Annotated in this window: 23 protein-coding genes and 1 riboswitch; of the genes, 9 read left to right on the top strand and 14 right to left on the bottom strand. The window is 63.7% G+C overall.

Annotated features, from left to right (window positions below):
• Positions 1 to 4 precede the first annotated feature (4 nt).
• Positions 5 to 1,045 (top strand): DUF3616 domain-containing protein, encoded by a 1,041-nt coding sequence (locus tag AC0X69_RS12065; RefSeq protein WP_482607899.1) that lies wholly within the window; start codon positions 5 to 7, stop codon positions 1,043 to 1,045.
• 138 nt (positions 1,046 to 1,183) lie between these two features.
• Here the strand turns inward: AC0X69_RS12065 and AC0X69_RS12060 are convergent, their stop codons facing one another.
• Positions 1,184 to 2,113 carry a hypothetical protein gene (locus AC0X69_RS12060; protein ID WP_482607898.1) on the bottom strand — a complete coding sequence of 310 codons (930 nt, stop codon included), beginning with the start codon at positions 2,111 to 2,113 and terminating at the stop codon, positions 1,184 to 1,186.
• A gap of 294 nt (positions 2,114 to 2,407) precedes the next feature.
• Between AC0X69_RS12060 and AC0X69_RS12055 the strand changes: the two genes are divergently transcribed.
• From AC0X69_RS12055 to AC0X69_RS12045, 3 genes are all read left to right on the top strand, one after another.
• On the top strand, positions 2,408 to 4,702 hold the full coding sequence (locus AC0X69_RS12055) for an NADP-dependent malic enzyme (RefSeq protein ID WP_482607896.1): 2,295 nt from the start codon (positions 2,408 to 2,410) through the stop codon (positions 4,700 to 4,702).
• A gap of 172 nt (positions 4,703 to 4,874) precedes the next feature.
• Positions 4,875 to 6,179: a UDP-glucose dehydrogenase family protein gene (locus tag AC0X69_RS12050; protein WP_482607894.1), complete on the top strand. Its 1,305-nt coding sequence runs from the start codon at positions 4,875 to 4,877 to the stop codon at positions 6,177 to 6,179.
• Positions 6,180 to 6,203: 24 nt separating this feature from the next.
• Positions 6,204 to 6,593: a YybH family protein gene (locus AC0X69_RS12045; RefSeq protein ID WP_482607892.1), complete on the top strand. Its 390-nt coding sequence runs from the start codon at positions 6,204 to 6,206 to the stop codon at positions 6,591 to 6,593.
• A 33-nt stretch (positions 6,594 to 6,626) separates the two neighbouring features.
• Here the strand turns inward: AC0X69_RS12045 and hemA are convergent, their stop codons facing one another.
• The gene (gene hemA / locus AC0X69_RS12040) at positions 6,627 to 7,913 is read right to left on the bottom strand and encodes a 5-aminolevulinate synthase (RefSeq protein WP_482607890.1); all 1,287 of its coding nucleotides are present in this window, start codon (positions 7,911 to 7,913) and stop codon (positions 6,627 to 6,629) included.
• 327 nt (positions 7,914 to 8,240) lie between these two features.
• On the opposite strand from hemA, the gene AC0X69_RS12035 reads away from it, so the two are divergent.
• Positions 8,241 to 8,765, top strand: coding sequence for a cob(I)yrinic acid a,c-diamide adenosyltransferase (locus AC0X69_RS12035; protein ID WP_482607889.1), 525 nt, complete (start codon positions 8,241 to 8,243; stop codon positions 8,763 to 8,765).
• A gap of 192 nt (positions 8,766 to 8,957) precedes the next feature.
• Entirely contained in the window at positions 8,958 to 9,932 is a 975-nt protein-coding gene (locus AC0X69_RS12030) for a YihY/virulence factor BrkB family protein (RefSeq protein WP_482607888.1), read from the top strand.
• Positions 9,933 to 10,022: 90 nt separating this feature from the next.
• Here AC0X69_RS12030 and AC0X69_RS12025 read toward each other — a convergent pair whose 3' ends face one another.
• The 8 genes from AC0X69_RS12025 to AC0X69_RS11990 all read right to left on the bottom strand — a co-directional run bounded on the left by AC0X69_RS12025 (position 10,023) and on the right by AC0X69_RS11990 (position 18,530).
• Complete coding sequence (locus AC0X69_RS12025; RefSeq protein ID WP_482607886.1) at positions 10,023 to 10,577, bottom strand: hypothetical protein; 555 nt, start codon at positions 10,575 to 10,577, stop codon at positions 10,023 to 10,025.
• A gap of 77 nt (positions 10,578 to 10,654) precedes the next feature.
• The gene (locus AC0X69_RS12020) at positions 10,655 to 11,254 is read right to left on the bottom strand and encodes a DUF7676 family protein (protein WP_482607884.1); all 600 of its coding nucleotides are present in this window, start codon (positions 11,252 to 11,254) and stop codon (positions 10,655 to 10,657) included.
• A 26-nt stretch (positions 11,255 to 11,280) separates the two neighbouring features.
• The gene (locus tag AC0X69_RS12015; RefSeq protein WP_482607883.1) at positions 11,281 to 13,359 is read right to left on the bottom strand and encodes a TonB-dependent receptor plug domain-containing protein; all 2,079 of its coding nucleotides are present in this window, start codon (positions 13,357 to 13,359) and stop codon (positions 11,281 to 11,283) included.
• Positions 13,360 to 13,467: 108 nt separating this feature from the next.
• Positions 13,468 to 13,671: riboswitch (cobalamin riboswitch) on the bottom strand.
• Between the two features lie 196 nt (positions 13,672 to 13,867).
• A complete protein-coding gene (locus AC0X69_RS12010; RefSeq protein ID WP_482607882.1) occupies positions 13,868 to 14,629 on the bottom strand; it encodes a carbon-nitrogen hydrolase family protein in 762 nt (253 codons plus the stop codon).
• 73 nt (positions 14,630 to 14,702) lie between these two features.
• Positions 14,703 to 16,091 carry a M20/M25/M40 family metallo-hydrolase gene (locus tag AC0X69_RS12005; RefSeq protein WP_482607880.1) on the bottom strand — a complete coding sequence of 463 codons (1,389 nt, stop codon included), beginning with the start codon at positions 16,089 to 16,091 and terminating at the stop codon, positions 14,703 to 14,705.
• 169 nt (positions 16,092 to 16,260) lie between these two features.
• Positions 16,261 to 17,658 (bottom strand): class II fumarate hydratase, encoded by a 1,398-nt coding sequence (gene fumC / locus AC0X69_RS12000; protein ID WP_482607879.1) that lies wholly within the window; start codon positions 17,656 to 17,658, stop codon positions 16,261 to 16,263.
• Positions 17,659 to 17,721: 63 nt separating this feature from the next.
• On the bottom strand, positions 17,722 to 18,291 hold the full coding sequence (locus AC0X69_RS11995) for a sigma-70 family RNA polymerase sigma factor (protein ID WP_482607877.1): 570 nt from the start codon (positions 18,289 to 18,291) through the stop codon (positions 17,722 to 17,724).
• Positions 18,288 to 18,530 (bottom strand): NepR family anti-sigma factor, encoded by a 243-nt coding sequence (locus tag AC0X69_RS11990; protein WP_482607876.1) that lies wholly within the window; start codon positions 18,528 to 18,530, stop codon positions 18,288 to 18,290. The genes AC0X69_RS11995 and AC0X69_RS11990 overlap by 4 nt, the downstream gene beginning before the upstream one ends.
• A 321-nt stretch (positions 18,531 to 18,851) precedes the next feature.
• Here AC0X69_RS11990 and AC0X69_RS11985 point away from each other — a divergent pair, with 321 nt between their 5' ends.
• A complete protein-coding gene (locus AC0X69_RS11985) occupies positions 18,852 to 19,667 on the top strand; it encodes a response regulator (RefSeq protein WP_482607874.1) in 816 nt (271 codons plus the stop codon).
• A 173-nt stretch (positions 19,668 to 19,840) separates the two neighbouring features.
• Complete coding sequence (locus AC0X69_RS11980) at positions 19,841 to 20,119, top strand: con-10 family general stress protein (RefSeq protein WP_482607872.1); 279 nt, start codon at positions 19,841 to 19,843, stop codon at positions 20,117 to 20,119.
• Between the two features lie 16 nt (positions 20,120 to 20,135).
• Here AC0X69_RS11980 and ptsN read toward each other — a convergent pair whose 3' ends face one another.
• From ptsN to rpoN, 3 genes are all read right to left on the bottom strand, one after another.
• Positions 20,136 to 20,600, bottom strand: a complete 465-nt coding sequence (gene ptsN / locus AC0X69_RS11975; protein WP_482607871.1) for a PTS IIA-like nitrogen regulatory protein PtsN — start codon at positions 20,598 to 20,600, stop codon at positions 20,136 to 20,138.
• 168 nt (positions 20,601 to 20,768) lie between these two features.
• Positions 20,769 to 21,362, bottom strand: a complete 594-nt coding sequence (gene hpf, locus AC0X69_RS11970; RefSeq protein WP_482607869.1) for a ribosome hibernation-promoting factor, HPF/YfiA family — start codon at positions 21,360 to 21,362, stop codon at positions 20,769 to 20,771.
• Between the two features lie 250 nt (positions 21,363 to 21,612).
• On the bottom strand, positions 21,613 to 23,178 hold the full coding sequence (gene rpoN, locus AC0X69_RS11965; protein WP_482607867.1) for an RNA polymerase factor sigma-54: 1,566 nt from the start codon (positions 23,176 to 23,178) through the stop codon (positions 21,613 to 21,615).
• A gap of 206 nt (positions 23,179 to 23,384) precedes the next feature.
• On the opposite strand from rpoN, the gene AC0X69_RS11960 reads away from it, so the two are divergent.
• Positions 23,385 to 24,422, top strand: coding sequence for a class I SAM-dependent methyltransferase (locus AC0X69_RS11960; protein WP_482607866.1), 1,038 nt, complete (start codon positions 23,385 to 23,387; stop codon positions 24,420 to 24,422).
• Here AC0X69_RS11960 and lptB read toward each other — a convergent pair.
• Positions 24,395 to 25,381 carry an LPS export ABC transporter ATP-binding protein gene (gene lptB / locus AC0X69_RS11955; protein ID WP_482607864.1) on the bottom strand — a complete coding sequence of 329 codons (987 nt, stop codon included), beginning with the start codon at positions 25,379 to 25,381 and terminating at the stop codon, positions 24,395 to 24,397. The two genes, AC0X69_RS11960 and lptB, sit on opposite strands and share 28 nt — an antisense overlap.
• Between the last annotated feature and the right edge of the window lie 34 nt (positions 25,382 to 25,415).

Genomic DNA, 25,415 nt, shown 5'->3' with positions numbered 1-25,415 from the left:
TTCGATGATTTCCGTCATCAATCGCATTCTCGCAATTGCTGTGACGGCCAGCGGGCTTTGTTCCGCCGCTTTGGCCACCGAGCGGGTCGCGCCTGAATCGCTGAATCCGTGGCGCGTTTCGCCCCCTGTCTTTCCCCAGCCAAAGCAGCGGGCGAACGTCAGCGGCTTTGTCTGTGCGCCGAACGCGCCGGAATTTTGCCTCGCCGTCACAGACGAAGGACATGAGGCGGCTTTCGTGCGGTTGACGGACGGGCAATTGACGCCCGGCGCGCCTTTTTCATTGCCGATCGCAGCCGACGAATTCGACGCCGAAGGCGCCGCAGCAGACGGCGAATTTTTCTATATTGTCGGATCCCACTCCGTGAAGCGAAAGAGCTGCGAGGATCATCTCGCAAACAGGACTGTGCTTCGTTTCGGCGCCGATCAGGCGAAGCGACTGCCTCGCGCGATCGAATCCAGAAACCAGCTCTGGCACATCATTGAGCGGCTGCCGGAATTCGCCGGTCACGCCGGTCCGCAGGCCTGTCTCGGCGACGATCCTCCGAAAGATGCGAAACATCTGAAAGGCAGACAAGGCGTCAACATCGAAGGAGTCGCGGCCAAGAACGGACGACTTTATTTTGGCTTCCGCGGCCCCGCGACAAACGGCGAAGCGTTGATCGTCGGCGTTGACGCGAAAGCGCTGTTCGAAGGCAGCGACGCCGCGCCGAGCGTTTCCCGCATTCGCGTAGGAGAGAAGCGCGGCATTCGCGATCTGACAGTCGCCGGCGATGCGCTCCTCGCGCTCGTGGGTCCGGACGACGACGAGAAGGCGTCGGGCTATTCGATTTTCCGCATTGATCAGCCTCGTCAAGGCGTCGCGCAGGCAAGCGAACTCGCGGTTCTCAATCTGGATAATGCGCCCCGAGACGCGAAGAACGATCCCATCAAGCCGGAGGCGATTGCTCTGCTTGACCTCACTCCTGAGCGCTACCGTCTTCTCGTCCTCTCGGACGGCGGAGAGGACGGAGCGCCGCTGGTCTTCGACATTCCCCGCAAGCCATGAACAAAGCCCCGGAAGAGCGATCTTCCGGGGCTTCTTCTGTCGCGCGCTAGCCTAGTTCCACAGCGCCAGCAGGATGATGAGCGGTATTGGCACGCCGAGCATCCAGAGCAAGACAGACCGGAACATTTTGACCTCCTTTTAGAAGCGAGAGAGCGATGCGACGCCGATGTTTTCATCGCGGTGTCGTCCGCCCAGGGTGGCGCCGGCCCAGGCCGCCGCCCCGCCGATGAGCATTGTCGCGGCGGAAAGGAAGGCGAGAACGATGCCTGTCTTGCGCGCCGTCTCCGCGGTCTCCTTCGCCTTGGCGTTATCTTCGCGCAGGCGTTCAGCTGTTGCGTCGACGCGCCTTTCCGCGTCCTGCGGCGCGAGGCCGGTGCGAGAAGCGAGAACATTGACGAGATAAGCGCGATCTTCCCCGGAGATTTCGCCTGACGCCATGCCGCGCTCAACGATGCGCTTGACGATTGCGCGAGGATATTCCGCGGGCATAGGCATGTTCACGCCTCTGGCGCTCACGTCGCCGTCTCCCCGCAACAGAAAGTCGACGCGCTCCTCGGCCGGATTGACGGCGGGCGCGAGCGTGGACGCCTCGGTTCTCCCCGTGTCCGACAACGCGGCGGAAACGCCGGTCTTCGCGAGCTGGAAAATTGAAACGCCCGTGATCAGCGCGAACACCACCATCGCCGCAGCCCAAAGCACCAGACCATGGACCCCGTCGCGCACCTCCACCTCCTCTGGCGTAGCGTCCGCCGAGCGCCGGCGCAGCCGACCCGTGACGTAGCCGCCGAGCGCGAAGCTCGAAACCGTGATCCACAACATCCACAGGGTGAGTGCGACAAGATGCACGGCCAAAGACGACCCTTCATAGGGCGACGTCAGCGAGAGCCCGATGGCCGTGCCGAACGCGCCCATCACGAAGGAGATCGCTCCTGCGACCGCGGCGCCGGCGAGGATCGCCGCCCAATCGGTATTCGTGGAGCGCGCGGACGCCTCTCGAACGCCGGCCAGCGCTGCTGTCTCTCCGCGCGAGGCCCTGACGTCAACGCCTCTTTCAGCAAAGTCGGTCATCTGCCGTCTCCCTCAACGGAGGCCAACAAAGGATAAAATCGCCATGACGACGACGATAAGCCCGACGAGATAGATGATGCCGTTCATTGAAACCTCCATCCCAGCGCTTTGAACAGTCCTAAACTGAGCCGCGGCTTGGAAGGCGGCGCATGCCCTAAAACTCTGACGCTTCGCCATTGTTCCGCGACGCTTTGCGCCGGAGGCTTCATGGCGAAACGCTTGTGGACACGGCCACGCTCCGGTTATTGTCGGCTTTGTTGCATCGCAGCAGGAGACGCCTGCAAAAGGACAGATATGGCCGACGACATGGCGAATAGCCGCGCGGAAGGAGAGCAGCGCGCGGCTATTTCAGACAAGGAAGCGCTGCTGTTTCATTCCCGCGGCCGGCCAGGCAAGCTGGCGGTCGTCGCATCGAAACCGATGGCGACTCAGCGCGATCTTTCGCTCGCCTATTCGCCGGGCGTCGCCGTGCCGGTGCTCGCCATCGCAAAAGACCCATCTGCGGCCTTCGACTATACGACGCGCGGCAATATGGTCGCCGTCATCACCAACGGCACGGCGATCCTGGGGCTTGGCGATCTCGGCGCGCTTGCGGCAAAGCCGGTGATGGAGGGCAAGGCCGCGCTGTTCAAGCGTTTCGCCGACATCGATTCGATCGATCTCGAGATCGACGCGAAGGACGTCGACGCATTCGTCAACGCCGTGCGCTATCTCGGACCGTCATTCGGCGGAATAAATCTCGAAGACATCAAGGCCCCGGAATGCTTCGTCATTGAGGAGCGGCTGCGCGACCTCATGGACATTCCGGTCTTTCACGACGACCAGCATGGAACGGCGATCATCTCTTCCGCCGGCATTCTCAACGCGCTGCTGCTGACCGGTCGTGACATCCGCGAAGCGAAACTCGTCTGCAACGGCGCTGGCGCGGCCGGGATCGCCTGCCTTGATCTGGCGAAGGCGCTCGGATTCGATCCGCGCAACGTCATCCTGTGCGACACCAAGGGGGTCGTCTACCGTGGTCGCCAGGAAGGCATGAATCAGTGGAAGAGCGCGCACGCCGTCGACACCAAGGCGCGCACGCTCGCCGAGGCGCTTGAAGGCGCCGATATCTTCTACGGCCTCTCCGTCAAGGGCGCCCTGTCGCCAAAAATGCTTCTCAGCATGGCCGACGATCCGATCGTCTTCGCCATGGCCAATCCCGATCCCGAGATCACGCCTGAAGAAGCGCGCGCCACTCGTTCCGACGTGATCATCGCGACCGGGCGTTCCGACTATCCCAACCAGGTCAACAACGTCCTCGGCTTTCCCTATATCTTTCGCGGCGCGCTCGACGTTCGCGCGCGCACGATCAACATGGAGATGAAGATCGCCGCGGCGCAGGCGCTCGCCGAACTCGCGCGGGAGGACGTGCCGGACGAAGTCGCCAACGCCTATCGCGGCGCGCGGCCGCGTTTCGGCCGCGACTACATCATCCCCGCGCCGTTCGATCCGCGCCTCATCTCCATCATTCCGCCCGCCGTGGCGCTGGCGGCGATGGACACCGGGGTCGCGCGGCGACCGATCGTCGACATGAAAGGCTACCGCGCCGAGCTTTCAGCGCGCCGCGATCCGATCGCGGGCCTGATGCAGACGATTCACGAACGCGTGCGGCGTGATCCGAAACGCGTGGTCTTCGCGGAGGGCGAAGAGGAGCAGGTGATCCGCGCCGCACTGTCGTTCGTGCATCAGGGTTTCGGACGCGCCGTGCTCGTCGGGCGGGAGGATCGTGTCAGGGAAGCTGCGGCGAACGCCGGACTCGAACTTCCCGCGGAGATCGAAATCCACAACGCCAAGCTTTCCCACCGCAACGCGGTCTATGCGCAATTCCTGTTTGAACGCCTGCAGCGCAAGGGTTTTCTGATGCGCGACTGCCAGCGGCTGATCAATCAGGACCGCAATCATTTCGCCGCCGCCATGGTGGCGCAGGGCGACGCCGACGCCATGGTCACGGGCGTGACGCGCAATTTCTCGCATGCGCTCGAGGACGTGCGGCGCGTCGTCGACGCAAAGCCCGGTCACCGCGTCATCGGCGCCTCGCTCATTCTCGCCAACGGCCGCGTCGTCGTCGTCGCCGACACCGCGATCACCGAAATGCCGGACGCCGAAGAGCTGGCCGAGATCGCCATCGAAGCGGCGGGGGTGGCGCGTCGCATCGGCCTCGAGCCGCGCGTCGCCATGCTGGCCTTCTCGACCTTCGGCTATCCGCCGGGCGAACGCACGGCGCGCGTGCATCAAGCAGTCAGAGTGCTGGACCAGCGGCGGGTGGATTTCGAATATGAGGGCGAGATGGGCGCCGACATTGCGCTGAACAAAGAGCTGATGAGCGCCTATCCGTTTTCGCGCCTCACCGACACCGCGAACGTCCTTGTCATGCCGGCGTTTCATTCGGCGGCTATTTCGACAAAAATGTTACAGGAACTGGGCGGCGCGACCGTGCTCGGGCCGCTGATCGTCGGACTCGACAAACCGATCCAAATCGTCCAACTCGGCGCGACGGATACGGAGATCGTCAATATGGCGGCGCTCGCCGCCTTTGGCGTCGGGGGCTGATTCGTTCTTGCGTCGGGAATGAACTGGCTCGCGCGCCGCCGCGGCGATTTCGTTCCTTGGGGGGTTCGAAGCGGCGGGGCGAAGCGCCAGACGCTTTCTTCTGATCGCCGCCCAGCGCTCCTGAGCATGGGATGATCGGCGCGGCGCGCGTCCGATAGCAAAGAGGCGATTGATGAACATCACAATGATTGGCTCGGGCTATGTAGGTCTCGTTTCGGGCGCTTGCTTTGCGGACTTCGGCCATAACGTCGTTTGCGTCGACGCCGACTCGAGCAAGATCGAGCGCCTGAAGGCCGGCGTCATTCCGATCTACGAGCCTGGCCTCGACGAACTCGTCGCCAATAACGTCGAACAGAACCGCCTCTCTTTCACCACCGACCTCGAACCGGCGGTCAGGGGCGCGGACGCGGTGTTCATCGCCGTGGGCACGCCGTCGCGGCGCGGCGACGGACATGCGGATCTATCCTTCGTCTACGCCGCGGCGCAAACAATCGCCAAGGCGCTCGAGGGATTCACGGTCATCGTCAACAAATCAACGGTGCCCGTCGGCACCGGCGACGAGGTCGAGCGCATCATTCGCGAAGTGAACCCAGACGCCGATTTCTCGGTGGTTTCCAATCCTGAATTCCTGCGCGAAGGCGCCGCGATCGAGGATTTCAAGCGTCCGGACCGCGTCGTCATCGGAGTCGAAGATGCGCGCGCCCGCGAGGTGATGGAGGAGATCTACCGGCCGCTGTCCCTGAACGCGCCGCCGCTCGTCTTCGTCGGGCGCCGCACGTCGGAGCTCACCAAATATGCGGCGAACGCCTTCCTCGCGACGAAGATCACCTTCATCAACGAGATCGCCGATCTGTGCGAAAAAGTCGGCGCGGATGTGCAGGAGGTCGCGCGCGGCATCGGCCTCGACAAGCGCATCGGCGCGAAATTCCTGCACGCCGGGCCAGGCTATGGCGGCTCCTGCTTTCCAAAGGACACGCTGGCGCTGATCAAGACCGGACAGGACGAAGGCGCTGCGCTGCGCATCGTCGAAACCGTCGTCGCCGTCAATGACGCCCGCAAGCGCGCGATGGCGCGCAAGGTCATCCATGCGCTCGGCGGCTCGGTGCGCGGCAAGAAGATCGCGCTCCTGGGATTGGCCTTCAAGCCCAACACCGACGACATGCGCGACGCGCCGTCGCTCGCCATCGTCGCTTCGCTGGCCGGCGACGGCGCGCAGGTGCACGCCTACGACCCCGAAAGCATGGAGCAGGCGCGTCCGCTGATGCCGGAGGTCACCTTCCACGACAACGCCTATTCGGCGCTGGAAGGCGCCGACGCGCTTGCCATCGTCACTGAATGGGACGCCTTCCGCGCGCTCGATCTCGATCGGGTGAGGAGCCTCTTGAAGCAGCCGATCATCGTCGATCTGCGCAACGTCTATCGTCCCGGCGACGTGCGCAAGCGCGGCTTCACCTATGTGAGCGTCGGAAGAGTTTAAGATGGATGACGCGGAGCGCGCAGGATGACAAACGACGAAAGCGCCATTCGCGAACTGATCGAAGCATGGATGGTCGCCAGCAAAACTGGCGACCATACGGCCGTGCTCGAAATGATGACGGATGACGTGATTTTCATGACGCCGGGCGGAAGGCCCTTTGGGAAGGAGGCCTTCGCGGCGGCTTCTGAAAACATGAAGAACGTGAAGCTCGACGGTCGCAGCGAAATTCAGGAACTAAAAATTTTCGGCGACTGCGCCTATCTGCGGAACTATATCGAGCTGACGGCGACGCCTTCAGATGGAGGCGCTCCTGTGCGTCGGTCCGGATATACATTGACGATTCTGCGCAAAGAAGCCGATGGCCGATGGCGTCTCGCCCGAGACGCAAATCTTTTGGCCCCGGAAAAACCCTGAACCAAAAAGATTTGCGGCCTTCGCCTCACCCGCTTACTGCGCGGCGAGCTTAATCTCGGGATAGGCGCATTTCTCGTCGCTCTTCTCCTCGACGTGGAGATGCGACGGCGGCTCGACGAAGGGAATGCCCAGCGTCTGCCAGACATCGACGAGCGCCTCGACGAGGTTCGCGATATGCGCCTGCGTATGGCGCGGCGTCGGCGTGACGCGCAGCCGCTCGCTGCCCTTGGCGACCGTCGGATAGTTGATCGGCTGGATGTAGATCGAATGGCGCTGGAGCAGCAGGTCGCTCGCGGCCTTGCAGCGCTCCGCGTCGCGCACCATCACCGGCACGATATGCGAGCCGTTTTCGAGCACGGGCAGGCCAGCCGCCGCGAGCGCGTGTTTGGTGATGTGCGAGGCGCGCTGATGCGCGGCCCGCAGATCCGGACGGCGCTTGAGGAAGCGTACCGCGGCGCAGGCTGCGGCGGCGACCGCCGGCGGCAGCGCCGTCGTGAAGATGAAGGAGGCGGCGTAGGACCGGATGGCGTCGATGACCGCGGCGTCGCCGGCGATATAGCCGCCCATCGTGCCAAAGCCCTTGGCGAGCGTGCCCTCGATCACATTGATGCGGTCCATCACGCCTTCGCGCTCGCAGACGCCGCCGCCGCGCGCGCCATACATGCCGACCGCGTGCACCTCGTCGACATAGGTCATCGCGCCGTAGCGCTCAGCCAGGGCGACGATCTCGGCGACCGGCGCGATATTGCCGTTCATCGAATAGAGGCTCTCGAACACCACGAGCTTGGGCCGGTCGCCCGCTTCGATCAGCAGTTCTTCGAGGTGCGCAAGATCGTTGTGGCGGAAGATCTTCTTCTCGGCGCGCGAGCGCTTCACACCTTCGATCATCGAATTATGATTGGAGGCGTCCGAGAGAATGACGCAATTGGGCAAGAGGTCGGCGATGGTCGAGATCGCCGCGAGATTGGAAATCCAGCCGGAGGTGAAGACGAGGGCGGATTCCTTGCCGTGCAGGTCCGCAAGTTCGTGCTCGAGTTCGACGATGGCGTGGCTCGTGCCGGAGATGTTGCGGGTTCCCCCCGCGCCGGCCCCGACCTTGGACGCCGTATCGATCATCGCGGCGATCACGTCGGGGTGTTGACCCATCCCGAGATAGTCGTTGGAGCACCAGATCGTGACGGGCTCGACCGAACCGTCCTCACGATGCCAGTTCGCCAGCGGAAAAGCTTCGACGTCGCGCTCAAGATGCGCGAAGACGCGATAGCGGCGCTCGTCTTTCAGACGGGAGACGGCGGCCTCGAAGTAACGCCGATAGACCATGCTCCAACCCTTTGATTTTTTTCTTGCCCCGGAACACCGACGACGAGGCCCCGTCCTGCCTGCCGTCTAGTTTGGACGTTTTCCTACATAGCCGATCCGCGCTCTAAAGGCGAGTGGCCGAATGACGCGCCGGAGCCCCTTTTGTCGCAAAATCCGGGGCCACTGAAAAAGAAAATGATGGCGCCAGCAGAGGTTGGGGCGTCGAGCGCTCATGCGGACGGCGCTCGCGTCAACCACCTTCACCGAGGCTTTTGCCGAGCTGCGCCCTTTTTGGATGACCATCAGTCTCGCCTGGGGTAACCAGACGCTGGCAAGCGAAGGACGGCGATGAAGCTCTATACGAAAAAAGGCGACAGAGGCCAGACTAGCCTCTTCTCGGGCCGGCGGGCGGCGAAGTTCGATCCGCGCGTCGCGGCGGTCGGCGATCTCGACGAATTGACGGCGAGCCTCGGCCTCGCGCGCCTCGCCTATCCCGAGGCCGACGACCTTTTGTGCGGCGCGCAAAAGGCGCTCTACAGGATCAGCGCCATCGTCAGCGCTGAAGCGCGGCGGATCGACATCGTCCTGGCCGACGCCGAGGTCGAGGCGCTCGAAGCGGAGATCGACCGCGCAACCGACGCGCTGCCGCCGCTGCGCGATTTCATCTATCCGGGAGAGGCGGAGGCGAGCGCCCGCCTCCATATGGCCCGGGCCATCACGCGGCGCGCCGAGCGCAGCGTCGCCGCACTCGAAGAGCCGCCGCCGCCGGAGAACGTTCTCGCCTATCTCAATCGCCTCAGCGATCTGTTGTTCGCGCTCGCGCGCCTGGCCGATCAGCAAAGCGGACACGCAGACCGGATGCTGGGCGGGTGAGGCGTTCTCCAGCCACGGAGAGCTGACGCCCGCACGAGCTTCAAAAGCAACCCCAAAGAACGCAGCCAATGCTGCAAGCGCGGAACTGAGGCGCCGCAAGCCTAACGACAGCGTTCGCGCAAACAACAGGGATGTCTGGAACAGCCGTCCTGGCCCGTTGTTCTACCCCGTGCTGTTTGTGGGAGAAGCGCAATGGCGATGGCGACCGGGCAGCCCGATCGTGGGCGATCCGCCTCTACACCTGGAGAGATACCGACGACCGGCTGGAGGGACATTCTGTGGCGCGTCTACCAGGGCATAGGCCAAGACCGGATACTCGCCATCGCCGGCGGCGTGACGTTCTACCAGCTGCTGGCGATTTTCCCGGCGCTGGCCGCGCTGGTCTCCGCCTTTTCCTGGATGGCAGACCCGACGACGATCGACAAGCAGATCGGCGCGCTTGCGGGTCTCATGCCCGAGGAAGTCATTTCCTTCATTCGGGAGCAGCTTGCCAGCATCGCCGGTAGCGCGGACGTCAGCCTGGGGCTCGCATCGATCACTGGCTTCGTCGTTTCGCTTTGGAGCGCGAACGCTGGCATGAAGGCGCTCTTCGACGCGCTGAACGTCATCTACGCGGAACGCGAGAAGCGCGGGTTCGTCCGGCTCAATCTCATATCGCTCGGCTTTACGTTGCTCGGCGTCGTTCTCTTGAGTTTGTCGCTCGCCGCAATGTTGGTCCTGGGCCCCGCTCTGCAGGGCGCAAGCGGAGTTCCGGCCTACCTTCAGGAGCTGCTGCGCATCGCCAGATGGCCGCTGCTTCTGATTATCGTCTCCCTCGCAGTCTCGGTTCTTTACCGCTACGGTCCGAGCCGCGACAAAGCCAATTGGCGCTGGGTCACCTGGGGCGGCGCCTTCGCTGCATTCGGCTGGCTCGCGACATCCATCCTGTTCTCCTGGTACGCGAAGAACATCGGACATTTCAACGAAACCTACGGCGCTCTCGGCGCCGTGATGAGCTTCATGATCTGGCTCTGGGCATCGTCGATCGTTCTGCTCATCGGCGCAAAGCTCAACGCCGAGATGGAGCATCAGACGAAGGAAGACACCACTATTGGCGAACGTCGTCCGCTCGGCCAGCGCGGCGCCGTGATGGCCGATACGGTGGGTAAGGCCGCGGACACTCGATGAATTTATCGCACCGCGCCCGACCTATCTCGCAGTCGCGCGACAGAGGCGCTGACGAAGGTCCGCTCATCGGCGTCCTTCGTCAGCGTTGCGCTAGATCGGGCGCGAAGCGAACGCTTTCGAGGGATCGCGATTGGCCGCCGCAGCGCCAAGAGCCTTCACCATAAACAGACCGACAAAGGCGACGAGATTGATGAAGAAGATCTTTGAGACGACCGGCGCGGTGAAATGATCGACGCCGGGGCCCGTCAGCGCAGTAACCGCCAGAACCAGGCTCTCATAGACGACGAAGGCGGCAAGGAAAGCAGCGAACCCTCCGACGACCCCATCAAAGCGGCGCGCGATCAGGCCGGCGCTTTCGCAGGACAGCAGAGCGATGACGCCGAGCGCGCCGCCCCAGGCGAGCGTCGTCGCATCCGTCGGATAGTGCAGGAAGAGGAAGCCCAGCGCCTGGTTCGTGAGCCAGACCGCGCCCGTCAGCAGCAACGCCTCACGACGCGAAGCGGTGAGCGCCGCGACAGCGGCGAAGCCCGCGAGCGGCAATGCGCAGGCGAGCGTGAAGCTCGAAAGAGCAGTCGCGGCGATTAGGGTCGCCGCCCAGAGCGCGAAACGACGATCGCTCGAGAGAGCGGGAAGCGCGATGGTCATGATAGGTCTCCTTCTGGTTGACGCCGGCGTCAGCCGGCTTTTCGTCCCGCGGGGCGGGCCACGAAACAGTGAAAGCATCAGGCGTGTTTGAAGCGGCTCGCCGAGCGATCGACGGGATCGGGTTCGTGGAGGCCGAACCAGCGCGCGCGCAACTTGTCCCAGAGCACGAGGCGCGACCAATCCGGCTCTTTGAGTATCCTGTCGGTCTTCGGCTCGAGAAAGGGATTGGGCAGCAGCACGGTGATCTGCTGTTCATCGGCGCCGTTGAACAGCTGCAACCCCCACGACATCGGAACGCATGTCGATCCGAGCCTGCGATAGAGTTCGGCGCGCGACGTGCGCCGCCGTTTCGCAAGTTCGGGCGACGTGGGCCGGCTGCGCGATCCCATGTTCTCGCCGATGCAGACGTGAAAATGCGTGACGCCGAAGGCGACCGTGAGATAGCCGTCGAGCAGCCTGATACGCGTCGGCGGCCGGTCGGCGTGGATTTCCCACGCCGCGCCCTGAACGATCGGACCAAAGACGATCTCATTCCAGTGATTTTCGAAGAGGTCGCGAATGAGCTCTTCAAGACTCGCCGCATCGGTCGGCAGCGAGAAGACATCGAGCAACGCGCCATCGGGCTCGACGATGCGTTGTGGCGTCATGCTTGGCGCTAATTCTGCGTTCGTTTGCATATCTGTCTCCTCAGCCGTTCCTTTGGTCACCAGGCGTATTTCACGCCGCCATAGAAGGCGCGCGCCGTCGTCGAAAAATTGTAGACCTCCTCGTAGAGCGCATTGTTGAGATTTTCGATGCGCCCATGCAGCGTCAGCTGGTCGGTCAGTCTGTAATTCGCGAAGAGATCGAGCCGCACGTAGGGCGCGAGCATCACGCGCTTGTTGAAAACAAAATCCACGTCATGCGCCGGCCCGACGAAATTCGCGCGCGCTTCGACTTCGAGGCCCTTCAGGCCCGTGTAGACGAACGACCACATTCCCTTGTGACGCGGGCGGCGCAGCAGCGTGCGGCCGGCGTAAATGCTTTCGGGGTCGTCGTCGAGATTGCGCGCGGAGAGGAATGTGTAGCTTCCTCGCGCGAGCAGCGCGCCGGGAACGAGAGCCGCTTCGCCGAAGAATTCGACGCCGCGCGTATCCGCGCGCCCGACATTGAAATAGCAGCCGAAGATCTGCGCCGCCGTGCAGCTCTCCACCTTTCCGAACTGCACGAGGTTCACATAGCGATTGGTGAAGACGGACACTGAGGCGGTCGCGAGCCCGCTGAAAAAGCTCTGATCGATTCCGGCGTCGAAGCCGATCACGCGTTCGGGCGCGAGCGCCGGATCGCCATATTCGGAAAACCGCTGAAAGAGCGAAGCGGTCTTGGCGCCGGTCGCGGCTGAGCCACGCAGCCGCATCCCGATCTCGTCGAGGCGCAAATTCGCCATCGTCCGCCAGGTCATGAACGTGCGGTTCTGACTGACGGCGTCGATGCGCCCGCCATAGGAAATGTCCAGGCGATCGAAGAGCGTGAATTGATGCTGCGCATAACCGGACCATGTCGTCTGCACGGCATGGGTTGGCGCATAATCATCAATGATCCAGGCGTCCCGCGAATTCTGCGCCGTCTCGGTTTCGACGCGCGAGCCGAGCGTCGCGAGACCAAGCGGCCCAAGCGCGATGTCGCTCTGATATTCGACGCCCCGCCGACCGCCGAGATAGCCGAAACGGCAATTCTGCGACATGAAGGTCAGCGTGTCGAAACAGGCTTCCGTGACCCAGGCGTCGCGATTTCCCCGATTGGCGTAGAGCGTGAGCCTGTTGCGCAGCATGTTGTCGAACATTTCCGCGCCGAGCCGCACATAGCCCTGCATGAATGTCGCGTGCTGGTGATTGAAAGGATCGAAAACGCTCCACGGATTGAAGGCGTAAGGATTGTCGTAGCGGATGGCGCTGTCATAGCCGGCGAGGCCCGCTTCGATCCGCGCGCGCTCGGTGAACTCGTAGCCGATGCGCCCGGTGACTCCGACATTGTTCGTCGGATCGTCGGCGGGAAGCGGCGGCAGCGGCGTCGTCTGGTCGCCGATAACTATGGGGCGCTGCTGACGATAGCCGTAGCGTGGGAAACCGTCGGCATGCAGCCCCGAGATCGACAGCGCATAGGAGCCATGTCCGTCCGCGCCGGAGATCGAGGCGCGCGAGGACGACGTTCCATAGGAGCCGCCCTCCGTCATGACCCAGCCTTGCGGCGCGCCCTTGCCGCGGCGCGTGATGATATTGATCACGCCGCCCATCGCGTCCGAGCCGTATAGCGCCGACTGCGGGCCGCGCAGCACTTCGATCCGCTCGATGTCGGTCGGAAGCAGCCGACCGAAATCGACCGAACCGTCCGTGCTCGTCGGATCGCCTATGCGGATGCCGTCGATCAAAACCAGAGTCTGGCCGGGCGTCGAGCCGCGCAGGGCGACGGACGTCTGCGTCCCCGGACCGCCGTTCGAAAAGACGTCCAGCCCTGGAACGCCGCGCAGCACGTCGCTGAAGCCCAGCGATCCACGCTTTTGTATGTCGCGCGCGTGAACGACGCTGACAGAGGCGCCGGTGCTCGCGACGGGCTGCTCGACGCGCGTCGGCGTGACGACGATCTGGTCCTCGATCTCCGCGGCGGGCGAGTCCGCTTGCGTCGGTCCAACGGGGCCGACGTCGATGACGGGCAAGGATTGCTGAGCGAATGCGGCGGAAGCGGAAAGCGATAGGGACAGCGCAAACGCGCCGCGCAAGGCGGTCGCCGGGACATGGGAAGGCATGGCTGGACTCGCAGCGAACGTGGGCCGTCACTGCGAAGGTCGCCGCCCATACGCCGCATAGGCGAGGGGCTTCGGCCGCATCGGTGCACCCCGCCCGACGCTTTCGCGCGTGACCACGAAGCGACGGCAGGTCTCCTGGCTCGCGGGTTGTCGCCTTAAGACCGCCTTCCCAGAGCCTTCCCGGCTCCAGTGGCTGATTGGTCTTGGGCTCGCCGCTTACAGTTGCGGGGGCAGCCGCGGAATTGCGCGCCAAAGCGCGCTCACCGCATTCCCATTTTGATCCCGTTGGGAACCGTCGAGATAAGTAAAGGCGCAGCAGCGCGCATAGTCAAGCTGATTGGAGCGAAGGCGGCTTTGGAACTTCTACAGCGTTGTAATTCCGCATCAGCGCATGGATCGATGATCAATCGCCAAACTCTGCCGAATGGCGAGCGCAGCCAAAGGCAAAAGGGACCGGATAAGACTGCGATGTCGCCTTCCGATCGCATCGGCGAGCGACCGAGCGCCGCTAGGGAAGGGGAGCTATTTGAGAATGCCCGACAAGCTGGTTCTTCTCGAAATCCCAGTCGACCAATAAGATCGCGCTGCGCTGCGCCGCAAAACTTAGTATTCGTCTGCCGCGATATGCGACGACGCTCTCTGCCATGGAGAAGTCGATCGTGCGTTCGCGGCCAGTGCGATTACAAACAAAGATCGGCAGCAGCGTCGCCTGACTGGCCGCCTCCCATTCGCCGTTCGGACCATGAGGTCCCGGCCCCCAGGCTGCGGAGGAAACCAATGCGCGCGCGCCCTGATGAGCAAGTGTCGCCGCGATCCCCGGCGTGAAAGCATCGGCGCAGATGAGCATGCCAACAAGGCCGAATCCGTCGATATCAACGGCGTGAATGCTTTCACCAGGCGTGGACCACGACTCCGCGCCCACGCGGAGGGCGTTGATCTTCCTGTGGCGCCCCGCAATTCGTCCTGTCCGGTCGATTGCGATCATACTGTTGTATAATTTGCTTCCGAGACGCTCTGGAACCGAGAGAAACAGCGCGAAACGCCGTTTCCGCGCGAGATCGGCAACGCCTTGAACCCACGCGTCGGGCTGACTTTCGATCCAGTCGGCGGTTATGCGTTCAGTGAACTCATATCCAGTGGTCACCAGTTCTGGCGTAACGACCCAATTTGCGCCGGCGTCGGCCGCCGATGTTAACGCCGCTTCAACAAGCTGTCGATTTTGCTCCAAGGCGCCCGGGATTGGCGCCAAGTGCAAAAGAGCGATCCGCATTACAGAACCGATCATACTGGTGAGCTTGCGTGTTTCTTACGTGCAAGCAAGTGCTGGAACGCGCCGTCCGCACTCACGCCGCCGCGAGCGCGTGCAGCACCCGCGCCCAGGAGCGCGCGCCCTTGTGAAACGACGTGTAGGAATATTTCTCGTTCGGCGAATGAATGCGGTCGTCGTCATGCGCGAAGCCGATCATCAGCGAATCCATATTGAGGTCGCGCTTGAACGCGCCGACGATCGGGATCGAGCCGCCGCAGCCGGCGAGCACCGGCTCCTTGTCCCATTCTTCCGCCAGCGCGCGGCGCGCGCGATTGAGCGCCTCCGAACCGAACGGCAGCTGCAGCGCGTTCGAGGCGCCATGCGAAAGGAATTCGGCCTTGGCGTCGGTCGGCAGGCGCTCGCGCACGAAGCTGCGGAAGCTTTCGAGAATCGCTTTCGCGTCCTGTTTGCCGACGAGGCGGAATGAAAATTTCGCCGAGGCCTGCGCCGGCAGCACGGTCTTCGAGCCCGCGCCCGTGTAGCCGCCGATGATCCCGTTCACGTCGCAGGTCGGCCGCGCCCAGATCTGCTCCATGACGCCGCGGCCGGTTTCGCCGGCGACGCGCGTCAGACCGATTTCCGAAAGCCATTTAGCTTCGTTGAAATCGATGGCGCGCCATTGCTCCGCGATGTCTTCGGGAATCTCAGGCACGCTCGCGTAGAAGCCCGGCAGCGTCACCTTGCCCTCCGCGTCGTGCAGATCGGCGATGACTTTCGCCAGCACATGGATCGGGTTCAGGACCGGCCCGCCGAACATGCCGGAATGCAGGTCGCGGTTGGGGCCCTTGATGATCACCTCTTCCAGCGCAAGCCCGCGCAGCATCACCGTGATCGCCGGCGTCGTGGCGTTCCACATGCTGGTGTCGCAGACGAGCGCGAGATCGGGCGCCGAGAGTTCGTCCTTGTTCGCCGCGAGAAAGCCCGGCAGCGAGGGCGATCCAGTCTCCTCTTCGCCCTCGAACAGAAAAGTGACGTTGCAGGGCAGGCCGCCGTTCGCCTCGAAGGCGCGACACGCTTCGAGGAAGGTCATCAGCTGGCCTTTGTCGTCGGAGGCGCCGCGGGCGACAATGTCCTTGCCGTCATTGCCGTCGGCGAGGCGCGGCGCGAAGGGCTCGGTCTCCCAGAGCTCCAGCGGATCCGGCGGCTGCACGTCGTAATGGCCGTAGAACAGCACATGCGGCGCGTCCTTGCGCTTCGCCTTGGCGTGGCCGACGACGATCGGATGGCCGGGCGTCTCGCGCACCTGCGCCTCATAGCCGAGGCCATTGAGCTGATCCTTGAGCCAGTTCGCCGCCCGCAGACATTGCGCCGCATAGGCGGGATCGGTCGAAACGGACGGGATGCGCAGAAGATCGAACAGGCGTTCTCTGGAAGCGTCGAGATTGGCGTCTATCGTGGTGAGGACGGCGTCGATCGTGGCCATGCATGGAGCTCCTGGTCAGGAGCCGAAACTAGTGCGTCTGCATGGCGAGGGGAAGGCGCGGCCTATCACCGCCGTCATGGCCGGCCTTGAGCCGGCCATCCACGCAAGAGGACGCAAGTTCTCGTGGATGGATGGCCGCGACAAGCGCGGCCATGACGAGCGGAAGACGTCACGCGTTCGGCGCGAGCATGTTTTCCGGCCGCACGATCTCGTCGAACTCGACTTCCGTGACCTTGCCCGACGCGAGCGCCTCTTCCTTCAGGCTCGTGCCGTTCTTATGCGCGGCGCGTGCGATCTTCGAGGCCGCGTCATAGCCGATCTTCGGCGCGAGCGCTGTGACGAGCATCAGCGAGCGATCGAGGAAGCGCTTGATATTGGCTTCATCGGCTTCGATGCCGTCGACGCAGCGCGCGACGAAACTGTTGACGCCATCGGCGAGCAGGATCGTCGACTCGAGCAGCGCGAAGCCGACGACCGGCTTCAGCACGTTGAGTTCGAGATGGCCCTGCGAGGCGGCGAAGGTGATCGTCGCGTTATTGCCGAAGACCCGCGTGCACACCATCGTCAGCGATTCGACCTGGGTGGGATTGACCTTGCCGGGCATGATCGACGAGCCGGGCTCGTTCTCCGGCAGCTTCAGTTCCGCGAAGCCGGCGCGCGGCCCCGAGCCGAGCAGGCGAATGTCGCAGGCGATTTTATAGAGGCCCGCCGCCAGCGCATTCAGCGCGCCATGCGCGAAGACGATGGCGTCGTGCGCCGCGAGCGCCTCGAACTTGTTGGGCGCGGAGACGAACGGCAGGCCCGTCTGCTCGGCGATGTCGGCGGCGACCTCCTCGCCGAAGCCTTTGAAAGTGTTGACGCCGGTGCCGACCGCCGTGCCGCCCTGCGCGAGCTGCAGCAGGTCGGCGAGCGTCGTTCTGATGCGCCTTTCCGCGCATTCCGCCTGCGCCGCATAGCCGGAGAACTCCTGACCGAGCGTCACCGGCGTCGCGTCCTGCAGATGGGTGCGGCCGATCTTGATGACATTGGCGAATTTCACCGCCTTGGCGTTGAGCGCGATATGCAGCCGCTCGACGGCGGGAATCAGCCGGCCGGAAATCGTCGTCGCGCCAGCGACGTGAATGGCGGTTGGAAAACTGTCGTTCGACGATTGTCCGAGATTGACGTGATCGTTGGGATGAACCGGCGATTTCGAGCCGCGCGGCGCGCCGAGCATCTCATTGGCGCGATTGGCGATGACCTCGTTGACGTTCATGTTCGTCTGCGTGCCGGAGCCGGTCTGCCAGACGACGAGCGGAAAATGCTCATCGAGCTTGCCGTCGATCACTTGCCGCGCGGCCGCGACGATCGCATCGGCGATCTTAGGGTCCAGCAGGCCTTTTCTGGCGTTGACCTTGGCGGCCGCGAGCTTGATGCGCGCCAGCGCATGCACGATCTCGATCGGCATGCGATCGCCGCCGATCGGAAAATTCTCGCGCGAACGTTCGGTCTGTGCGCCCCAATAGGCCCAGGCCGGCACGGCGATGTCGCCAAAGGAATCGCGTTCAATTCTCTGATCGTCGGTCATCAGCTCGCTCGCATGGAAGGGCGCGTGTCGCGCGCCTTCCTATGCGGCATTTCCGACCGGCGTTCAATCGCGCGTGGCTTCCGTCAGATGCTCGGCGGCGGACCATTCGCGCGACTCCGCGGTCGGCGGCGCCGACATCAGTTCCGAGAGCCGATTGCGCGCGCGGTTCACGCGGCTCTTCATCGTGCCCGGCGCGCAGCCGCAGATTTCGGCGGCCTCCTCATAGGACATGCCGGAGGCGGCGACGAGGATCAGCGCCTCGCGCTGATCGAGCGGCAGCTTCTGCATCGCGTCGCGGAAGTCGAGGAAATCCATATGCGCGTGCTGCGATTCCGGCGCGATCAATCGACCGGCGATCACGCCGTCGGGGTCCGGCGCTTCGCGCCGGCGCTTGCGATATTCGCTGTAGTAGATGTTGCGCAGGATGGTGAACAGCCACGCCGTGAGATTGGTGCCTTCCGAGAAAGTCGCGAGACTGCCCCAGGCCTTGACGAGCGTTTCCTGGACAAGGTCGTCGGCGCGATCGGAATTGCCGCAAATCGACACCGCGAAGGCGCGCAGGCTCGGAATGGCCGAGATCAGCTCAGCCTTCAATCCCTGTCCCGGGGCATGCGCTTCTTGGCTTGCCGTCACTCACTCTTCCTCGGCGCGCTTGACGTCGCCGGGGAGGATAGCACATTCGTTTCGAGTTGGTTCAAAAGTTTCAGAAACCGATCGGGAACGGGTTGCGATACGACGTCGTCATAAAGGTTGCGAAGCTCCTTTCCGATCGAATCCTGAAATTCCACCGGCCGCTGTCTCTGAGCCGGCTTTGCGCCGCAGCGCGCTTCCCCCACTCCTCGGCGTCGATCGCCGAGTTCGTCACGAGTCATCACCCACCCTGCAAACGTCTCCAGCCTACGAGGGCCAGGTCTCGGAGAATACCGCCCCTCGCCCGCGAAAGCATCGTCGTCTGCTTTCGCGCGCGCAACTATATTCTCCGGATTCTTGTTCCCCATGGAGCCCTCTATTTTAATATGCATGATTTCTGGAGCCGCCGCGTTATAGTGCGCCGCAAGGACGATAGGCAAAACGCACCGCTAAAGGATTGGTTCCCTAAAACGCCGAGCAGTTTTGACGCATTGTCCAAGTTCTGATTCTGCTTAGCGCGCACTCCGCTTATCTGAGGCTCGATGCTGCTGGAGTTGTAAGACATGTCGGCGTCAAAGGAAATTTCCGCGCATATTCCCTATCTGAGACGCTTTGCGCGCGCATTGGTCGGCGATCGGGAAGGCGGCGACGCATATGTGCTGGCCACTCTCGAAACGGTCGTCGCCGAGCCGGACCGCATCGCAGAGTCCGACGACCTGCGCATCGCCGTTTATCGTTTGTTCCTTGACGTCTGGTCGGCCTCGCCGATCAACGCCCATATCGACCGCTCCGGCGCGGGAACGGAGGGCGGACGCCGCAATCTCGACGCGATCTCGCTGAAGCCGCGAATAGCCTTTTTGCTGCAGGCGCTCGAAGGCTTCGATCTCGACCAGATTGGCCAGACGTTGAAGGTCTCGGAAAATGAGGCCGGCGCGCTGATCGAGGCGGCGAACGGCGAGATCGCCGACCAGATCGCGACCGACGTGCTGATCATCGAGGACGAGCCGCTGATCGCCCACGACCTGAGAAGCATCGTCGAGGAGCTCGGACATCGGGTCGTCGGCATGCCGCGCACGCACGCCGAGGCGGTCGCGGCCATCAGGGAGAGCAATCCGGGACTGATCCTCGCCGACATCCAGCTCGCGGACGGCAGTTCAGGGCTCGACGCCGTAAATGAAATCCTCGGCACGCTGTCCATCCCGGTGATTTTCGTCACCGCCTACCCCGAGCGGTTCCTGACCGGCGAGCCGCCGGAGCCGGCCTTTCTCATCGCCAAACCCTTCAATGTCGAAAGCCTGAAGGCCGTGATCAGCCAGGCGCTGTTCTTCGATCGCCGCGCCGGACGCCGCGAACAAGCCGCGCCGCGGGTCGGCATGTGACGTAAGGCGCCGGGATTGTTGTATTTATTGCGACCGTTTTTACTTCAGGCGCGAACGCCCTCCTCCTCGCCAACCGATCACGAGGGACTGCGAAGATAAATCGCGCTTCGCAGAAACATTGGCCGTCCCGGCGAGTTATAGCCCAAGGCGCTGGGAAAACTGAGAGGCGGCCCATGGAGGAACACAAGAAATCCAGTCGCGGCTTTGCGTCTATGGATCCTGAAAAGCAGCGCGCTATCGCTCGTAAAGGCGGGCAAAGCGTTCCCGACGAAAAACGTAGTTTTTCGCAGAATCCCGATCTTGCGGCCCGGGCAGGGCGTAAGGGCGGTCAGAGCGTGAATCCGGCCAAACGAAGCTTCTCGCGCGATCATGCGCTCGCTTCCGAAGCCGGCCGCAAAGGCGGACACGCCTCTCACGGAGGCGGCGCCCAAAAACGCAGCGCGCCGCTCTAAGGAGCGGCGCAATTTTTTAAGCCGCGAACGGCTTTGAGCGCTGCGCGATGAGCGAATAGAGCGCGTCGTCGTCGCGGGTGGCGCGCAGCGTCGCCACGAGTCCCTGATCCCTCAACATGCGCGCCGCGCAAGCGAGCGCCTTGAGATGGTCAGCGCCCGAGGTCTCGGGCGTCAGAATCATGAAGACGAGATCGACCGGCGCGCCGTCGAGAGAGCCGAAGTCGACGGGGCGGTCGAGACGGCCAAAAATCCCGTAGATTCCCTTCAACTTCGATAGCTTGCCGTGCGGAATGGCGATGCCTTCGCCAATTCCCGTCGAGCCCAGCCGCTCGCGGTGAAGGAGCGCGTCGAAGATTTCACGCGGCGGGAGCCCGCAGATTTTAGCGGCCTTCTCGCTGAGTTCCTGTAGAAGGTGCTTCTTCGTCGTCGCCTTCAGCGAGGCGCAGACCGAATCGGGCGAAACCAAGTCCGTTGGCCGCATGCGACGATCATCCTGCTTCTCATTGGAGGTCTAGGGCCGCCGAAGGCTTTGACCATCCTTGAAATTTCAACGTCTCGCGATTTTCGCCAAAACCCGAAGGCGCCTCGGAAAATGGCAAGATACATGCCGAGGAGGCCCTATTTATGGCCGTCGGCGACGTTTTTTGCGTTATCGCGAGTCGCCCTCGGATTCGGGGGTGTCGATCCACCCGATGTTCTCGTCGCCGCGGCGGTAGACGATATTCACGCGGCCAGTGTTGGCGTGCCGAAACACCACCACAGGGGCGCCGGTGAGATCGAGGTCCAGCACCGCGGCCGAAACCGACAGCCGGCGCAATCTGGTCGTCGATTCCGCGATGATCGCGGGGCTGAACTCCGCCGGCGCGTCAATTTCCTGATTCGGCGCCTCGAGGACGTGATAGGCGACGACCTCGGCCTGAGCCCCGTCGCCTGTGGCTTGGCCATGTTCATGGTGGCTCTTCAGCCGGCTTTTGTAGCGGCGCAGGCGCTTCTCTATGCGCTCCGCCGCCTGATCGAAGCAGGCGTAAGGCTCCTGCGCGCGGCCGTCGGCCTGCAACACGATTCCCGAGGCGAGATGCAGGCTGCAATCGGCCCGATAGCCGGAGCCCTCAGGCGAAATGGTGACGTGGCCGTTCACACGGCCATCGAAATATTTGGCCGCCGCCGTCTCCAGCCGCTGCGTCACATGAACGCGTAGGGCTTCGCCGATATTGATGTTCTTGCCGGAAACCCTGAGAGACATTTTTCAATCCGAACTTTCGTTGCGAGCGAAGTTTCGGCTGCGGAAAGGCGCCGCCGCGCGCTGCCGCGCCGCCGTCGGCCCCCCGCACATTCCGCCATCCGCCCGAGACTTTCCGCCTGAACCCTCAGCGAAACGCCGACGACCTAGCCAAAGAGCGGAAATTCCGCGCAGCGTTAGAAGCCTCGGCGCCCGAAGTCAATGGAATCCTCGGTTGCGGCAAAGCTTCAGGCGCGCAGAGGCTCCAGAACAATTAATGGGTCGCCATCCTTGACTGCGCAAGCTTGGCGCGGCGGCGATCGACCGACGACGGAATCCGCAAACTGTCCCGATATTTCGCGACCGTGCGCCGGGCGATGTCGATGTCGCTCGCCTTCAGCCGCTCGACGATGGCGTCGTCGGACAGGATGTCGTCGGGCGTCTCCCGGTCGATCATCTGCTTGATGCGAAATCGCACCGCCTCGGCCGAATGCGCCGCGCCGCCGCTGGTCGTCGCGATCGAGGCGGAGAAGAAGTATTTGAGTTCGAACACGCCGCGCGGCGTCATCATGTATTTGTTGGACGTCACCCGCGACACCGTCGACTCGTGCATGCCGATGGCGTCCGCGACCGTTCGCAGGTTCAGCGGCCGCAGATGTTCGACGCCATGGGTGAGGAACGCATCCTGCAGCCGCACGATCTCGGAGGCGACGCGCAGGATGGTGCGCGCCCGCTGTTCGAGGCTCTTGGTCAGCCAATTGGCGTTCTGCAGACAGTTCGAAATGAAGCTCTTGTCCGCGGCTCCCGTGGCGGCGGCGCTGACCTGCGCGGCATAGCTGTGGTTGACCAACACGCGCGGCAGCGCGTCGGCGTTGAGTTCGACGTGCCAGCCGCCGTCCGCCGCCGCGCGGACGATGACGTCGGCGACGAGCGGCTGGATCGGCGCGCCGCCGAACGCCCGGCCCGGCTTGGGCTCCAGCCGGCGTAGTTCCCCCGCCATGTCGGCGATGTCTTCGGCGTCGACGCCGCAAACCTTGGCGAGTTGCGCGAAATCGCGTCGCGCCACGAGCGGAAGATTGGCGACGAACGCCTGCATCGCCGGATCATAGCGGTCGCGCTCCTTGAGCTGGATCGCGAGACATTCCGCAAGATCGCGCGCGCCGACGCCCGAGGGGTCGAAGGTCTGGATGGTCGCCAGGACCCGTTCGGCCTCGGTCAAGTCCGTCTCGAGACGAGCGGCAATTTCGGCGAGATCCTCGCGCAAATACCCGCTGTCGTCGATGCCGTCGATGATCGCCTGGCCGATGATTCGGTGGCGCGGATCTGGACAGGCGAGCGCCAGCTGTTCGGCGAGATGCTCATGTAGGTTCTGCCGATCGGCGACATAGGCCTCGAGATTGGGCGCTTCGCCGTCCGTCGACCCGCCGCCCGCCGCGCCCGACCAGGACGTCGCCGACAGGCCGGCGCCGTCAGGGGCCTCGTCCCGCGCCCGCTCGCCGATCGAAGGACCTTCGGGCTCGAAGGCGTTGCTCATGTCGGCGCCGAGATCGGCTGACAGCGTCGCGGAGTCGACGGCGAGATCCTGACGCGCCCAGTCGCCCTCCTGCGGGCCTTCGGCGATGTCTGCGGCGCCTGGCTCGGCGCCCCGATCGGAGTCGGCCGCATCAGCGCCGCCATCGCCCTCCTGCGCCTCGAGCAGCGGATTGCGCTCGAGCTCCTCGTGCAAAAAGGCGGAAAGCTCCAAATTCGAGAACTGCAGCAGCTTGATCGCCTGAAGCAGCTGTGGCGTCATCACCAGGGCCTGGCCCTGACGCATCATCAACTTGGTGGAAATCGCCATTTTCGCCCGACCTACTCGAACGCCATTGCCGCCTCTGTGCGGCCCGGTTTTTGCTTATATCACTTCGGCGGAGCCCGCACAGGGCCAAAAAAACAGCGCTCAGAGGCGCAAAACGCCCAACCCTTAATCATCGAACGTTCCTGCGACTTGCCCAGGGCAGCTTATGGGGGCAAGGATCGCCGCTCGTCGTCGCGAGCGCGTTTTCAATGACCGACCCGATAGGATTCGAGATCAGAAAGGCAACGTCCGAGGGATTTCTCGAGGACGGCTATCTCTCGGTCAATCCGGACGTCCGGGTCGCGGTCGCCGAGGGCAGGATCGGCTCCGGTCGCCAGCATTTCGATCTGCATGGCCGCGGGGAAGACCGCTCGCAGCGCGTCCCGCTCGGCCCGCTGAAGGAGATGCGCAAGGCCAAGCTCGACAGACTAAAGCCTTTCCTGCGGCGCGACATGCCGGTGCGTCAGCGTGACGGCAAGCTGGATTTCCTCACGGCCGAACTGCGCAAATCTGCGGGCCTCGCCGAGGTGGAAAACGTCTCGAGCCACAATTACGACGAGGTCGCGCGCGGCATCATCGACAAATATCCGCAGGGGCTCGTGCTCGATTGCGGCGCCGGCCGCAGGGACTGGTATTTTCCCAACGTCGTCAATTTCGAGATCGTCGATTACGACACCACCGACGTGCTCGGCGTCGGCGAAGAGCTTCCCTTCGTCGACGGCGCGTTCGACGCGGTCATCTCGATCGCGGTTCTCGAACATGTGCGCGACCCGTTCCGCTGCGCCAAAGAACTCGCGCGCGTCCTGAAGCCTGCCGGAGAGCTGTTCTGCTGCATGCCGCTGCTCCAGCCGGTCCATGCCTATCCGCATCATTATTTCAACGCGACGCCGCAGGGCCTGTGTCGCCTGTTCGAAACGGACATCGCCGTCGAGGACGGCGCGCTGACCCCGATCCACCCCCTCTGGGCGATTTCCTGGGTGCTGAACAGCTGGTCGCAGGTTCTGCCTGAAGACACGCGGGCGAAATTTCTGGAGATGCCGGTCGGCGCGCTCACCGCCGACCCCCTGGCGCTTCTCGGCGCGCCCTTCGCGGCCGAGCTGCCGCGGGAAAAACAGCTTGAACTCGCCTGCGCCACGGTCCTCGTCGCCAACAAGCGCCCCGTCGCCACGCCTGCGCGGCGAGCCGCGCCGCCGCCGCTGATGGAGCGGCTGCTGTGGCGTTACATGCGGAAATCTTCGCCGAGATAGATCCGCCGAACGTCGGGATTGGCGACGATTTCCTCGGGCGAGCCCTCGGTCAGCACATGGCCGTTGTAGATGATGTAGGCGCGGTCGGTGAGGCCCAGCGTCTCGCGGACGCTGTGATCGGTGATAAGCACCCCGATGCCGCGCGCCTTCAGATGCCGCACGAGATCCTGAATGCCGCCCACGGCGATCGGATCGATGCCGGCGAAAGGCTCATCGAGCAGCATGAAGGAAGGGTGGCCGGCGAGCGCGCGGGCGATTTCGCAGCGGCGTCTTTCGCCGCCCGAAAGCGCTACGGCGGGCGTATGGCGCATGCGGGTGAGGCGGAACTCTTCGAGAAGCGCGTCGAGCTCCTCCTCGCGTTTTTTGGGGTCCGGCTGAGTGATCTCGAGCACGGCGCGGATATTGTCCTCGACCGAGAGGCCCCGGAACACCGACGCCTCCTGCGGCAGATAGCCGATCCCGAGCCGCGCGCGGCGATACATCGGCAGCGGCGTCACGTCGTAGCCGTCGAGCGAGATCACGCCCCTGTCAGGCTTCACCAGCCCGGTGATCATATAGAAGACGGTGGTCTTGCCGGCGCCGTTCGGTCCCAGCAGGCCGACCGCCTCGCCGCGCGCGACGTGCAGGCTCACGTCCTCCACGACGCGGCGCGTCTTGTAGGACTTGGCCAGATTGTGGACCGACAGCAGGCCTTCGCCGTCCATCCCGGCGGGCTCCCGATAGGCGGCCCGCGGCTCGAAGCCCGAGTCTCCCTGCTCCACCGCCGGAGAGGGTCCCCAGAAGTCCCTGTCGCGCGCGGCCTCGTCGGAATCGGCGCCTATATTTTGGGCGCCGGCGTCGCGCCACTGGCTTTCAGCCAGTTCGTCGGGCTTGCGGGAACGGCTGACGCCCTGAGCCAGCCGCGCCAGCGACTGGCCGACGGCGCGAAAACGCGTGGAAAGGGCGGAAAGATAGCTCAAGCGCGCGCCTTGTCCGTCGCTCTGAGTGTCCAGG

Source organism: Methylocystis sp. Uni0008 (assembly GCF_056838045.1).
Note: the sequence above shows the minus strand (reverse complement) of the source record. Positions and strands in the feature narration are given on the sequence as shown.

Bases quoted from the DNA above. Each gene is read 5' to 3' on its own strand.
- fumC (WP_482607879.1), bottom strand. From the start codon at position 17,658: ATGACCGACGATCAGAGAATTGAACGCGATTCCTTTGGCGACATCGCC.
- ptsN (WP_482607871.1), bottom strand. From the start codon at position 20,600: ATGCGGCCAACGGACTTGGTTTCGCCCGATTCGGTCTGCGCCTCGCTG.
- AC0X69_RS12045 (WP_482607892.1), top strand. From the start codon at position 6,204: ATGACAAACGACGAAAGCGCCATTCGCGAACTGATCGAAGCATGGATG.
- AC0X69_RS12025 (WP_482607886.1), bottom strand. From the start codon at position 10,577: ATGACCATCGCGCTTCCCGCTCTCTCGAGCGATCGTCGTTTCGCGCTC.
- hpf (WP_482607869.1), bottom strand. From the start codon at position 21,362: ATGTCTCTCAGGGTTTCCGGCAAGAACATCAATATCGGCGAAGCCCTA.
- AC0X69_RS12035 (WP_482607889.1), top strand. From the start codon at position 8,241: ATGAAGCTCTATACGAAAAAAGGCGACAGAGGCCAGACTAGCCTCTTC.
- AC0X69_RS12060 (WP_482607898.1), bottom strand. From the start codon at position 2,113: ATGACCGACTTTGCTGAAAGAGGCGTTGACGTCAGGGCCTCGCGCGGA.
- AC0X69_RS12005 (WP_482607880.1), bottom strand. From the start codon at position 16,091: ATGGCCACGATCGACGCCGTCCTCACCACGATAGACGCCAATCTCGAC.
- AC0X69_RS11985 (WP_482607874.1), top strand. From the start codon at position 18,852: ATGTCGGCGTCAAAGGAAATTTCCGCGCATATTCCCTATCTGAGACGC.
- AC0X69_RS12030 (WP_482607888.1), top strand. From the start codon at position 8,958: ATGGCGATGGCGACCGGGCAGCCCGATCGTGGGCGATCCGCCTCTACA.
- AC0X69_RS12015 (WP_482607883.1), bottom strand. From the start codon at position 13,359: ATGCCTTCCCATGTCCCGGCGACCGCCTTGCGCGGCGCGTTTGCGCTG.
- AC0X69_RS11990 (WP_482607876.1), bottom strand. From the start codon at position 18,530: ATGACTCGTGACGAACTCGGCGATCGACGCCGAGGAGTGGGGGAAGCG.
- AC0X69_RS11980 (WP_482607872.1), top strand. From the start codon at position 19,841: ATGGAGGAACACAAGAAATCCAGTCGCGGCTTTGCGTCTATGGATCCT.
- AC0X69_RS11960 (WP_482607866.1), top strand. From the start codon at position 23,385: ATGACCGACCCGATAGGATTCGAGATCAGAAAGGCAACGTCCGAGGGA.
- rpoN (WP_482607867.1), bottom strand. From the start codon at position 23,178: ATGGCGATTTCCACCAAGTTGATGATGCGTCAGGGCCAGGCCCTGGTG.
- AC0X69_RS12010 (WP_482607882.1), bottom strand. From the start codon at position 14,629: ATGCGGATCGCTCTTTTGCACTTGGCGCCAATCCCGGGCGCCTTGGAG.
- AC0X69_RS12020 (WP_482607884.1), bottom strand. From the start codon at position 11,254: ATGCAAACGAACGCAGAATTAGCGCCAAGCATGACGCCACAACGCATC.
- AC0X69_RS12065 (WP_482607899.1), top strand. From the start codon at position 5: ATGATTTCCGTCATCAATCGCATTCTCGCAATTGCTGTGACGGCCAGC.
- AC0X69_RS12050 (WP_482607894.1), top strand. From the start codon at position 4,875: ATGAACATCACAATGATTGGCTCGGGCTATGTAGGTCTCGTTTCGGGC.
- AC0X69_RS12055 (WP_482607896.1), top strand. From the start codon at position 2,408: ATGGCCGACGACATGGCGAATAGCCGCGCGGAAGGAGAGCAGCGCGCG.
- hemA (WP_482607890.1), bottom strand. From the start codon at position 7,913: ATGGTCTATCGGCGTTACTTCGAGGCCGCCGTCTCCCGTCTGAAAGAC.